A 12,886-nucleotide genomic window follows, 5' to 3' on the forward strand; every position below is an offset into this window, starting at 1 on the left:
GCCGAGGGGGCCGGACGACGGGTGTCGTCCGGCCCCGTCAGGGTGCGTCGGTCAACGCTTGAAGCGGAATCCGCAGTGCTTGTTGGTGCAACGTACGTTCCAGACCGCGGTGTTGCGGGCGGGAGCGTAGCCGAACCACGCGGAGGTGTAGTAGTCCATCTTCATCTCGAAGCGCTCCTGGAAGCCGCAGATCGGGATGACCTTCAGCATGCACACCTGACCCTTGCCGTTGGCCTTCCACTGGTGCCAGGCGTAGCGGTTGACGCTGCGGTAGGCGCTGTGGAGGGTCAGGCTCCAGCCGATCTTCGAGGCGGCGCCGCCCTCGTCGCCCCAGCTGGAACCGCTGGACCAGGTGATGCCGGCGTTCTTGGTGCAGACCTCGACCCGCATGCCGACGGTGCCGATCTGGATCGGTACGCCGCCCTCGAACACCTTGTAGCTGCGGGTGTAGGTGCGGCAGGCGGTACCGGTGGTGTCGCTCTTGTTGACCGGGTCACCGCAGGAGTAGTCGTAGCCGTTGCAGCTGCCGCCGGGGACGGAGTCCTGGCTCAGGAAGCGGCCGGTGGCGGGCGAGTACAGGCGGGCGCCCATCAGGACGGTGCCGTCGGCGGTCTCGGTGGAGCGCTGCCGGGAGCCCAGCCAGCCGTAGCGGGCCGTCTCGCCGGTGGCGTTGCCGTACTCGTCGGTGGACAGGACCCGCGGGGCGAACGCCGTGTCCAGCGGGTACTGCACGGCCACGTCACCGTGGAGGTCCGTCAGCTGCAGGGCGGTGCCGCCGCCGGCGATCGCCGCGAGGACACCCTCGCTGCTCTTGACGAAGCGGCTGGTCTGGCGGGGAGCGGCGCTCTCCAGGATCCAGTCGGGGCTGTCGCCCTCGGAGCCGTAGTGGTTGGTCCGGGTCGCGGTGGTCTCCCAGGCGCCCTCGGCGGTCTTGGACTCGGCGGTCCAGGAGCCGAGGCGGCCCGCGGCGTCCAGGCTCCAGTTCTGCCGGCGGTCGCCGGTGGTCTGGGAGCGGACCATGTCGTTGGCGAAGTAGGAGTAGTCGGTTCCCGCGGCCTTGGTGGTGCGGCCGAAGGCGTCGTACTCGGTGCCGGCGGCGACCAGCCGGTCGGCGCTGTCGTAGGAGTACGAGGTGGTGTCGCCCGGTCCGTCGGCGCACGGGGCGCCCTCGGTGCCGGTGGTGACGTTGAGGGAGGTGCGGTTGGCGTTGGCGTCGAAGCCGTAGGAGCGGCGGGTGCAGATCTCGTCCGACGAGGTGTCGTCGGTCCGGACGAGGGCTCCGGCTCCGTCGTAGGTGTAGCGGCGTTCCTGGGTGCCGCCGCTGATGCGGTCGCTGCGCAGCAGCTGGCCGTGGATGCTGAATTCCGCGGTGTCGGAGAGGATCACGGCGCCGTCGGAGTTCCGGCGGTAGGTGCGGGTGACCGGGTCGCCGGTCTGGTCGCGGGTGACGGTGAGCGTGATGTCACCGGGGAGCTGCTCCTGGGTGAGGTTGCCTTCCAGGTCGTAGGTGGGGGTGAAGGTGCCCGCGTCGGAGTCGGTGGTGGCGGTGGGCAGGCCGCCGGGCACGGCGGTGTCGTATCGGTAGGTGCGGGTGGACGGGGAGGAGTCGGTCACCTTGACGGGCCGGTCGGCGGCGTCGTACTCGGTGACGGTGGTGTTGCCCGCGCCGTCGTCGTAGGAGGTGGGGCGGCCGAGCTTGTCGTAGGCGCGGGTGATGGTGGCGTCGCCGGTGGTGGTGGTCAGCGGGTTCCCGGACTCGGGGCTGTAGGTGACCGTGGTGTCGGCGACGGCGCCGGCGGCTCCTCCGGTGACGGTGGCCTTCAGGGTGCGGCCCGCCGGGTCGGCGGTCACGGTGGTGGTGCGGGTCTGTCCGTTGGCGGTCTCGGTGAGGCGGGCGACGCCGCCCCAGCGGTCGTACTCCGTGGTCTTGACGGGGAGCGCCGTGGGGTTGTCACCGCCGCCGGTGATGGCTCCCGCGGGGCCGGTGCTGCAGGGCAGGCCGGCCCATTCGGGGTGGCCCTGGCAGGCGCCGGTGCCGTCGGCGCTCCAGTAGGTGGTGATCTCCGTGCCCGCGTCGGACCCGTCGGACTTGGGGGCGGTGCTCTTGGTGAGGCGTCCCTGGGCGTCGTACTCGGTCAGGCGGGTGATCTTGCGTCCGTCGGCGTCCTGGACGACCTTGGTGCGCAGTCCGTTCTTCCAGTCGTAGCCGCTGGTGGTGGTGCGCCGGTCGGCGTCCTGCGGGTAGCCCTCGATCCAGGCGCCGGTGGTGACGGTGGTGGGGCGGTCGGAGACGGGGCTGTCGGTGGGACGGCCTTCGTCGTAGACGGTGCGGGTGTGCTCGCGGGCGGCGACGACGGATCCCGCGGGCAGGGCGGGCCGGGGTCCGGCCGCGGCGACGGGCTCGACGAGCGTGACCCGGTGCAGCGGGCGATGCAGATCGGTCTCGCGCAGGCCGTCGGCGCTGTAGGTGGTGGTGGTGGAGAGGAGCTGGGCGCGGTCGGCGGTGGAGCGGTCGGCGATGCCGAGGGCGTCGAGTTCCGCCTGGCGCGCGGGGGTGCCGCCGAGGGCGAGTTCACGGTTGTTGGGCGACAGCTCGCGGACGGCGTTGCCGTGCCGGTCGTACTCGACGGTGCTCAGGCCACCGCCCGGGAGCCCCTTGTTGACCTCGCGGCCGGAGGGGTCGATGTAGCTGACGGTCGCGGCGGTGTAGGCGTCGCCGGTGAGGGCGGCACCGTCGTGGCCGGCGGGCTCCGTGCCGGTGGGGAAGACCGCGGTGGCGTCGGAGGGCAGGCCGGTCTGGCCCCAGGCGGCGGCGTTCTGCGCGCCGAGGGCGTGCGGCGCCTTGTCGCCGGTCAGGGGGACGTCGTACACGATGCTGCTGGCCGTCTGCCCCTCGGTCTCGGAGGCCTCGCCCTGCTTGAGGGCGGGGCGGGAGACCTTCAGGAGCATGCCCTCACCGGCGGTGGCGGCGTTGCCGGCCTTGCCGTAGTGGAAGGTCCAGGGCAGTTCCCCGGCGGGGGTGAGCGTCGCGACGCGGCCCGCGGAGTCGTAGGTGTAGCCGGTCTTGAGGGCGGGGGTGATGCGCGGGTCCCATCCCTCGCGGAGGCGGCCCTGCTCGTCGTAGGCGTAGCGCGCGACGGCGGAGGGCGTGGAGGCGTTCTCGCCGGGTCCGGTCACCCAGACGCGGATCTCCTTCACCCGGCCGCTGTAGTCACCGAAGGTGCCCGCGGTGGCGGTGGTGGCGTCGGCGTACACGTACTCCAGGACGCGGCAGCCGGCGGTCGCCGGGGTGGCCTCACAGGTGGCGACGGAGGCCGCGGGGGTCGGGTTGACGACCCACTTGGGGCGGGCGAGGACCTTGCCGTCGACCGTGACCTTCTCGGCGATCACCTTGGTGGTGGAGTCGTCGGTGGGCAGCGCGGTGGCGGAGACGTTCCAGACGTCCAGGGCGGGGTCGACCTTGGTGAAGGTGGTGGTGATGCCGTCGGTGTTGCGCAGGGTGAAGGTGCCGGCCAGGGAGCCGGTGAGGGTGAACTGTTCGGCCCCCGGCTCGGGGCGCCAGCTGCCGCCGGCCGCTGCCGTGAAGCCGACCTTGCCGCCGTCGACGTCCATGACGGCCACCGAGGTCGCGGAGGTCTTGCGCAGGTGCGTCCAGTCGGACTTGGTGAGTTCGGCGACGACGCCGGCGTTCCACTGCGGGCCGAAGATGGGCGCCTGGCCCTCCTGCTCGGCCGTGCTCCCGGCGCGGGAGGAGGCGGAGCGGGTGACGGTCAGGCCGAGGATGTTGGCGTCCGTGGAGGACAGGCTGTAGTCGCCGGTGAGGAGGTTGACGGAGCCGGGACCCACGCCGGTGCTGGGCGCGGAGCCCGCGCGGCGGTCCACCGTGACGGTGTTGTGGGGGGAGGCGTCCGTGGCCGTGCCGTCGGTGAAGACCGCGCGGACGTCGACGGGGCCGTCCTCGGTGAGGGTGTCCGTGATGTTCCAGACGAGCGCGGCGGGCGAGCCGCCGGTCACGGCGGTGGGCCAGGTGACGGTTCCCCCGGGGTTGGACGCGGGCCGGACGTCGGCGACCGGGATGTCGCGCCAGGAGTCCAGCTCGCCCCGGCGGTACTGGTAGCGAACGCCGGTGTCGCTGTCCTTGCCCTGGGCGTTCAGGGTCAGTCGGCGGGCGGGGCGGTCTCCCTGCGTCGGGCTCAGCAACGCGGCGCCCGCGCCGGCACTGAAGACGTGGGTGCGTTCGGCGGACAGGTTGCCCGCGGCGTCCTTGGCGCGGACCCCTACCGTGTGCTTGCCGGCCCGGAACGTGAGGTTGCGGGAGACGGCGGAGCCCGTGGTGGCGACGGTGGTCCACGCACCGGCGTCGAGCCGGTACTCGATGGCCGCGACGTCGGTGGTGGGCGGGGTGAAGGTGAAGGACCCGGTGAAGTTGCCGGAGGCGTCCGGGGTCCCGCTCCACTGGCCCGCCGGGAACTGCGCGGAGGAGACGGTGGGGGCGGCGGGTGCCACGGTGTCCACGGTGAAGTTCTGCCAGGCCGACCAGGTGCCGTTCCAGGCGGAACCGTCGTAGACGGCGGCCCGCCACTTGTACGCGCCCGGCGCCAGGGCGGTGGTCGGGGTCCACGAGGCGTTCGTGCCGGAGGTCACGAAGGCCGACTTGCCGGTCTGGACGGCCGCCGTTCCGTTGGAGGCCCAGATCTCGAAGCTGAGCTGGACGGTGTTGCCGTCGGCGTCGCTCGCCTTGCCCGTCAGCGTGGGCGTCGAGTCGGAGGTGACGGCACCGGAGAGCGGGGCGACCACGGTGGCGGCGCCGGGCTTGGTGTTGTACGTGACCGACAGGTAAGGGGTGTTGGAGGTGGCGTTGCCGGAGTTGAAGCGCTTCCAGCCGTATTCGTCCGTCTCGTCCGTGGCCCGGATGCCGAGGGTGTTGTGGGTGTTGCCGTTGGCGGCCCAGGCCGCTGCCAGGGTGGTGACATCGGCGTTGACCCAGCCGTCGGCGCAGCCGGTGCCGAAGCCCTTGGTCTGCGTGGACGAGGCCCACTTCTTGTTCCAGCCGGGCTGGGCGGTCCAGCGCGAGGCGGTGGTGGCGGCGCTGGTGTCCCAGACCTCCCAGGACTTGGCGGTGCAGGACCAGGAGTGGAAGTTCCACAGGTTGAGCTTGGCGGCCTGGATCTGCTTCCCGGCGATCTTCGCCATGGGGAACTGGAGGAAGGAACGGGCGACCTGGCCGGAGCCGTTGTTGCCGAGCTTCAGCTCGGTGGCCGAGGACTGGTCGGTGCCGTAGCCCTGCTGCACGAAGGTGTCGAATCCGGCGCCGATGTTCACCGCGGGGTCGACGGTCACGGGGAAGGCCGTCTTCGGATCGGCGAGGAAGGCCGCGTCCGGGGTGAGGGTGAGGTCGATCCGGGCCCCCTTCTGGGAGACCTTCAGCCCGACCTTGGCCTTGCGGGTGTGTTCGCCGGTCCGCGGGTCGACGGTGGCGTCCCACATCACGGGGGCGGGCAGAACGCCCTGCTGACGGCCCGTGCGAAGGTTCAGGAAGGACACCGAACCGTCGGCGTTCGCCCGGACCTTGAGCCCCTTGGCGGTCATGCTCAGGGTCACCGAACCGTTGGCCGCGACCGCCGAGCGATCCTTGAGCTCCAGGAACTGCTCGAAGCCGGTACGGGTCGCCTCGATGATCAGGTCGGTGGCGGGCAGCGCGTCCGCGTAGCGGGCGGTGTGGCCCGTCAGGGTGGGCTCGGGGAGGACGCCCCGCCACCCCACGGTCACCGCGGTGCCCTTGCCGTCGTCGAGGAGGGCCAGCGGGACCGAGGGGGTCTCCGGGCGGCCCGCCTCCGCGGCCCGCGCCTTGAGGGAATCGGCGTCGGTGCCCTTGGTGCGGCCCGCGAGCCGGAGCCCGAGCGGGTGCGCCTGCGCGGCCACCGACCCGTCGGGCCGGCGGACCAGGTCGGCGTCCACGGAACGCCATTGCCCCGCGGAGTCCTTGAAACGGACCGGCCCGGACGCGGCCTCCAGGGTGGTGGAACCGTTCGGGTTGACCCAGGTGGTGGCGGTCTCGGTGCGCTCGGACAGCACTTCGATCCGGCGGTTCTGCAGCCGGGCCATGAGCGCCGCCGAAGCGGCGTCGGCCGCTTCGGCGGGGCCGAGGGCCTTCGGCCGGGCGGTCTCCGCGGTCGGGGGCAGTGCCACCGCGGGCAAGGCCATCGCGCTGACCGCGACGGTTTCGATGGCGAGTGCCATCACGACGAGCGCGGACACACCCTTGTTCCGCCGCGCGCCCCGGGGCGTGCTCCGGTCCGCGGGCATGGCGGACCGCCTGAATGATCTCGGCATTGTTGGCTTCCTCTTCGGGCCCGGTCACCGAGCCTCGCTCGGTTCGCGAGGAGTAGACCAACAAGATCAGTAGTCCGTAAGGGGAGTTGAGGAGAATCTGAGCGAACGTCAAAGAAGTAGGAGGCCACGCTCCGAATGGAACCGACAGAACCGATTCCGGTGTGCGGGTCCGCCCCGCCCCGGACCGGAGCGGCGTCGCAGCGTGACGCGCGTAGTGTCCCGCCCGGCCTGCCACCCGGATCGGGCCGCGCCACGGCCTCCTCGTCGTCCGCACCGGCTCGGCAGACCTCGTGAGCGGTGCCGGCTGCGTGGTGACGCGCACTACGACGCTCAGCTACGCCGTAGGGCGAGCGGGGCTATGCCCGTTGCCGTGTACAGGACGGTCATCTCGGGCGGCCTTCCGCGTAACCCGCGGCGAACCGGTTTCCTTGCCCTGAGGGGATGTGAGATCTGATCAGCAGGCACCGCGGCAGAGCCCCCGGGCCGTCAATGCCTCGATGGAGGAGTGCTGGGCGGCCCGGCCTCGGGGTCCGCCCGATGAGCGGGGGACACAGGGGACCCGGCGCGCGGGGCGCGGGGCGCCTGGAGCAGAACGCAGGCGCCCCGCGCGGTCCGGCCTGACGCTATTTCAGCAGAGTTCGGAACTCGTCGAAGTCCAGGACCCCGTCGTGGTTCGCGTCGGCCGCCATGGCCTTCTTGACCTCTTCCGCGAGATGCCCATGGGCGCCCTCGGCCTTGAAGCCCTCCGCCAACTCGACGATATTGATCCGCCCGTCGCCATCCGTGTCGATCTCGTCGAACAGCGCCCTGAGCTCGGCCTCGTTCACGGCATCCCTTTCTCACGTTCCCGGGCCCCGGAGGCCCACATGCCCACCACCCTGCCACACCCTCGGCAGCACGCTGACGACCGAGGCTTCGGACCGGACCGTCTCGACGACCACCGCCCCCGCCCCCACGCTCCGGAGCCCCACGGGTCCGGTGAGGTGGGGAGCCACAGGGGCAGGTTCGGCCACGACCAGGAAAGCTGGCCGGAGCGGGCTGGATAGGGGGCGCTGTCTCCCGGAGCATCGGAACCGCCGCCCCGGCTGGTGGCGGGATCAGGCCGTTGCGGCCACGCCGATGCCCATGGCGATGAAGAGCCAGCCCGTGGTCAGGTCCCAGCGGTAGCGGAATGCGGGACGGGCGAAGAATGCGCGGACGCGGGTGGCGAGCGCGACCAGGGCGAACCAGTAGACGAGGCCGATGACGACGTCCAGGGTGCCGAGGAAGAAGATCTGGCGGGTCATGGATCCACTGCCGTGGGTGAACTGCGGCAGGATGCTGACGAAGAACAGAGCCGCCTTCGGGTTGAGCACGTTGGTGAGGAAGCCCTGGCTGAAGCCGGACCGCCACCGGTCCGGGGCAGGGCCGGGCTCCGACGGGCCCCCCGGCGCCGGGCCGGGGGCCGCCTGCCGCCCGGTGGTCCGCTCGCGGCCGACCCGACGGGCGGCGAGCACCGCCCGGACCCCCAGGTAGACGAGGTAGACCGCGCCCAGGAGTTTGATGGCGTCGTACACGAGGGGGGACCGGGCGGCGATCAGTGAGAGCCCGGTGGCGGCGGCGAGCATGTGCACGCACAGCCCGGCCTGGGCGCCGATCGCCGCGGCGCGACCTTTGGACGGGTGCTCCGTGGCTGACCGGAGCACCACGAGGAAGTCGGGCCCGGGGACGAGGTAGGCCAGTACCACCACCCCGAGGAACCCTAAGAGGTCGACCGACATCCGCTCTCCGTTCGTCAGCCCCGTAACCGGTCAGCCACGGGCGCCCGATGCTGCGCCTGCTCAGGCCACGAAGGTCCGTATGCCCTCCGACGGCGGCAACAGCGCCTTCGTTGTACGGCCAGGCCCCGCTGCAGTCGCCCGTGCGCCACGGTCTGATGGCGCTGGGCGACTCCCGGGCCGGCCGTGAGGCCTTGGCGTGGGCCACGGTCGCCAAGGTGCGGGAAGCGGTCGCGCTCAGGAGGAACCGGCCACCGAGCGCATCCGGCAGCGGTTGGTCGCCCTTGCTGTCGACTACACCGCGATCGCGGCCGGGTCGGGCGCTGAAGCCCGTGCGAGCGCCGAGTTCGGCCCCCTGCACGAGCGGTCGCTGCATCTGGCCGGGCCGGCGCAGGATCCGGTCGCGACGGGCGGGTGGGGAACTCGGTGGCGATCCCGGCGCACCAGCGCGGCGCGTACGGAGTGTGGGCTCGCGGCCGGGCAGGCCGCCGTCGTCACGCGCGCCCGGCCCGGCGCGATCCGCTGTACGCGCGCCTCGCACACGCACGGATCGCCATCGCCCGCCGCGGCGTCCGCCGACCCGGCTCCGGGGTGCGGGATGGGCTCCGTGTCGGTCAGCGCATCGAGCAGGTCCTGGGAAGCCCGCGCACACGGAATCGTCGACGCCCCGGCCGAGACCGGTAGCCCGTGCTGGGCCGACCAGCGATGCAGGAGGCTCACTGTCGGACCGGGCGTCGAGACAGGGCGGACGGTGAGGTGATGACTCAGGTCAACGACGTGATCGCGTTCCTTGACCGCACCGGTACGTCCGGGCGATCACAGGAACCGGCGGATGGGCCGGACAGACGTCTCCCGCACGCGCTGCCAGGCGGCGCGGCGCTTCCAGCGGGCCGGGTCGATCGGCACGCTGCGTTCGAGATCGGCGTCGAAGTCCCGATCCAAACCCGCGGTGAATTCCTCGTCCAAGACCGCGAGCATGACCTCCTCGTCGTGCTCCATGGAGCGCCGGTTGAAGTTGGTGGAGCCGATCAGTGCCGCCAGGCCGTCGACGGTGATGATCTTGGCGTGCATCATGGTCGGCTGGTACTGGCGGATCTTGACGCCCGCGTCCAGCAGGCGGGTGTAGTGGTACTGGCCGGCCAGTTGGCAGGCCCTCTGGTCGGTGTGCGGGCCGGGCAGAAGGATCTCCACCGTCACTCCGCGTCGGGCGGTGGTGCAGAGCAGGTCGATGAAGTAGGTGTCCGGAGCAAAGTAGGCGGTGGCCAGTCGGAAGCGGTGCTCGGCCGAGGTGAGCATGACCCGGATGAGGGTCTGCATGTCCTGCCAGCCGAAGCTGGCCGAGCCGCGCACCACCTGGACGATCGACGTACCGGGCTGGGTGTGCTCGATGAACCGGTCGCGTTCGTCGTAGAGCTCGTCGTGGCATTCGGCCCAGTTCTGGGCGAAGGCGGCGGCGATGCCGTCGACGGCCGGACCGCGCACCTTCACGTGGGTGTCGCGCCACTCGCTGGGGTTGCGGGCGTCGCCGCACCACTCCTCGGCGATGCCGACGCCTCCTGTGAAGGCCGTGTGTTCGTCGACGATGAGGGCCTTTCGGTGGCAGCGATGGTTCTGCTTGAGCGGTGACAGCCACAGGGGTCTCCGGAACCAGGCGACCTGGACGCCCGCCGTGTCCATCTCCACCAGCAGGTCCGGCTCGATCTCCTTGGCGCCGAAGCCGTCCAGGAGCAGCCGCACCCGTACGCCGGCCCGGGCACGGTCGGCGAGGGCGGCGGCGAAGTCGCGGGCTATCTGCCCGCGCCAGTACACGAACGTCATCATGTCGATCGTGTGCTCGGCCGCCCGCACCGTTTCCAGCATGGCGGGGAAGATCTCGTCACCGTTGCGCAGTGCGACGAGTTCGTTTCCTTCGGTCGCGGCGACGCCGATCAGCCGTTCCAGGCGGCGGCGCAGCCGCTGGATCCCGGCCGGGTCGCCGTCGGGGCGCTGTTCAGCGAGGGTCATGCGTGATCCTTTGTCGGGGTAGCGGGCCGGGGGTCACCTTCTGGGGACCGCAGAGCGCCGGGGAGTCTATCCCGGCACTTCGCGAACGCTGTCACCCCCTGCGGCCGACGATCTGGTGCGGCAAGAAGGACGCGCCTCGGGGAACGATCCCGTACGGGGAACTGATCGCAGCCTCCGACGCCGTCGAGGGCCGTCGCATGGGTGATGGCGTACCGGCCGCCCTCCTGTACCCCCGGCGGTACCACCGGCATGGACGCCGCCCTCATCGCCCGGGTGATCGGGTTTGCCCCGCGGATCGAAGGGGCCCTGTCGTACGACCAGCAGGTGGCCACGTCGCTCTTTTGGAGACGAGGTGGGAGGCATCGTTGTAGCCGTAGCTGATCATGCAGGTGGGGCGGGGGGCGCTGAGGGGATTGTCCGCCCTGTCGTCGCAGTGCCGGGTGAAGGCCGCAGGCTGGTTGGTCGGGGTTGCGGGGGCAAGGGCGGACAAGCGGCGGCCCTGACTGCCGTGGACGTAGTGGACCTAGGTGTCGGTGGTCTGGGTGGTGCTGCTCCTGCGGGTGCGGATCTTGGTCCCGTCGCTCGTGCCATCCATGCCGTACTCGCGCATGGACGCTCGGACATCTTTCGGAGACTGGAGGATATTCAGCGGCTCGTTCGATCTTCCTAATGTGGAGACACACGACGGGCGGTCATCCAGGACCGCCCCGACGAAAGGGAGTTCACCATGCGTGCTGTGATCCAGAAGTCCTTCGGCGGGCCCGAGGTCCTGGAGCTCGTCGAGACAGACAAGCCGGCCCCGCTCGGCGGTGAGGTTCTGGTCCGCGTTCACGCGAGCGGCGTCAACCCGGTCGACGTGGCGGTGCGATCCGGCGCCTACCCGCTCCTGGGCGAGCCTCCCTTCGGTGTCGGCTGGGACATGTCCGGTGTCGTCGAGGAAGCCGGGCCCGGTGCCCGTTTCAAGCCCGGGGACGAGGTCTTCGGCCTGCCGTTCTTCCCGCGCGCCGCCACCGGCTACGCCGACTACGTGGCGGTTCCCTCACGCCAGGTGGCCCGCAAGCCGGCGACACTCGACCATGTGCAGGCCGCCTCCGTGCCGCTGGCCGCCCTCACCGCCTGGCAGGGCCTGGTCGACGCGGCCCGTGTCGAGCAGGGACAGCGGGTGCTGATCCACCGGGCGGCCGGTGGTGTCGGGCACTTCGCGGTGCAGATCGCCAAGGCTCGCGGCGCCCACGTGACGGCCCTGACGAGCGCCGCCAACCACGACTTCGTACACGGACTCGGGGCGGACGAGATCATCGACTACCGCACCACCGACTACACCGAAGCGGCCGAAGACATGGACGTGGTCTTCGACTCCAGCTCCGAGGGCGAGCGTGCGCTGAGCGTCCTGAAGCCCGGCGGCACCTTGGTCAGCATCATGGAGCACTGGAACACCGAGCTCGCCGCCCGTGTCGAGAACGAGGGCCGCCGCTTCGCCGGGGTCTCGGTCGAACCGGACTACGCCTCCCTGGAGGCGATCGCGTCCCTGATCGACGCCGGCCGCATCCGCCCGCACGTCTCCGCCTCGCTCCCGCTGGAACAGGCGGCGAAGGCCCACGAGCTGGTCGGTTCCGGGCGCACGCGCGGCAAGGTCGTCCTGACGGTGGTCTGAGCGGGGCGGGTTAGAGTGCGGAGGAAGACCGGGGGGTACGGGGAGAGGGGCGGGCGTTGGACATCCTCACCGAGGTGCTGGCCTCGATGCGTACCGGCCGGCCGGTCTCCGTGCGGACCACCGGACGTGTGCCCTTCGGGCTGAGGCTTCCCCCCGTGGCCGGTGCGGGATTCCACGTCGTGTTGTCGGGTACGTGCTGGCTCGTGCCGCTGGAGGACGCGGCCCATCTCTCGCCCCTCCCGCTCGGCCCGGGGGACGTGGTCTTCCTGCGGGACGGGCGCGGTCACGTCCTGGCCGACCACCCCGACACCCCCTCGCAGGTCGAGCAGGCCTCACAGTTCAGCCCGGGCTCACCACTCGGCACGGTCACCGTCGGCGGCGTGGGCGCCCCCACCAACCTGCTGTGCGGCAACTACCACCTCGACCAGGCCCGCCCCCATCCCCTCGTACGGCAGCTGCCCGAGATCATCCATCTGCCCGCGAGCCCCCTCCGGCACCCCGAACTGGCCGCGGCCGTGCAGCTGTTGCGCACGGAGCTGGAACAGCCGCGGCCCGGCTCCGCGGGCATCGTGCCCGCGCTGATCGACTCGCTGCTCCTGTACATCCTGCGCGCCTGGCTGGAGGAACGTCCGGCCGCGCAGGCCAAGGGCTGGGCCGCCGCGCTCGGTGACACGGCGGTCGCCCCGGCCCTGGCGGCGATCCATGAGAAGCCCGCCTTCCAGTGGACCGTGGCGGGGCTGGCCAGCCGCGCGGGCCTGTCCCGTGCGGCCTTCGCCCGCCGGTTCAGCGAGCTGGTCGGCGAACCGCCCATGACGTATCTGACCCGCTGGCGGATGACGACCGCCGCACGGCTCCTTCGGGAGTCCGACGCCCCACTGTCCGAGGTCGCCGCGCGGACCGGTTACGGCTCCGAGTACGCCTTCGCCAAGGCTTTCAAGCGCGAGTACGGGCAGGCCCCGGGCGGGTACCGGCGTGAGGTGCACATGGTCTGACCGGCGGCCGCAACCAGCCGCGCCAGGGCGCACGGGGACGGCCGGAGCGGCTGCACGTCCTTGCAGCCGATGGATCCGTCGGCATTCGGCCCGTTGGCGGCGGACGCCGTGCCTGGCCGGTCCGGTTCGTGATCCGTCCCCGCGAA

Annotated in this window: 6 protein-coding genes; 2 read left to right on the plus strand and 4 right to left on the minus strand. The window is 71.6% G+C overall.

What is annotated here, in order from left to right:
- Positions 1-51: 51 nt before the first annotated feature.
- The 4 genes from ACFZCF_RS17210 to ACFZCF_RS17225 all read right to left on the minus strand — a co-directional run bounded on the left by ACFZCF_RS17210 (position 52) and on the right by ACFZCF_RS17225 (position 10,094).
- The gene (locus ACFZCF_RS17210) at positions 52-6,258 is read right to left on the minus strand and encodes a DNRLRE domain-containing protein (protein ID WP_391287117.1); all 6,207 of its coding nucleotides are present in this window, start codon (positions 6,256-6,258) and stop codon (positions 52-54) included.
- A gap of 698 nt (positions 6,259-6,956) precedes the next feature.
- Positions 6,957-7,160 (minus strand): EF-hand domain-containing protein, encoded by a 204-nt coding sequence (locus ACFZCF_RS17215; protein WP_365075195.1) that lies wholly within the window; start codon positions 7,158-7,160, stop codon positions 6,957-6,959.
- A 270-nt stretch (positions 7,161-7,430) separates the two neighbouring features.
- Complete coding sequence (locus tag ACFZCF_RS17220) at positions 7,431-8,093, minus strand: LysE family transporter (RefSeq protein ID WP_391287118.1); 663 nt, start codon at positions 8,091-8,093, stop codon at positions 7,431-7,433.
- A gap of 813 nt (positions 8,094-8,906) precedes the next feature.
- Positions 8,907-10,094 (minus strand): phospholipase D-like domain-containing protein, encoded by a 1,188-nt coding sequence (locus ACFZCF_RS17225; RefSeq protein ID WP_391287119.1) that lies wholly within the window; start codon positions 10,092-10,094, stop codon positions 8,907-8,909.
- 727 nt (positions 10,095-10,821) lie between these two features.
- Here ACFZCF_RS17225 and ACFZCF_RS17230 point away from each other — a divergent pair.
- Both ACFZCF_RS17230 and ACFZCF_RS17235 read left to right on the plus strand, forming a co-directional pair.
- Entirely contained in the window at positions 10,822-11,748 is a 927-nt protein-coding gene (locus ACFZCF_RS17230) for a zinc-binding dehydrogenase (RefSeq protein ID WP_391287120.1), read from the plus strand.
- Between the two features lie 56 nt (positions 11,749-11,804).
- The gene (locus ACFZCF_RS17235) at positions 11,805-12,740 is read left to right on the plus strand and encodes a cupin domain-containing protein (protein ID WP_391287121.1); all 936 of its coding nucleotides are present in this window, start codon (positions 11,805-11,807) and stop codon (positions 12,738-12,740) included.
- The last annotated feature ends 146 nt before the right edge of the window (positions 12,741-12,886 follow it).

The organism is Streptomyces sp. NPDC007945 (assembly GCF_042958885.1).
GTDB lineage: Bacteria > Actinomycetota > Actinomycetes > Streptomycetales > Streptomycetaceae > Streptomyces.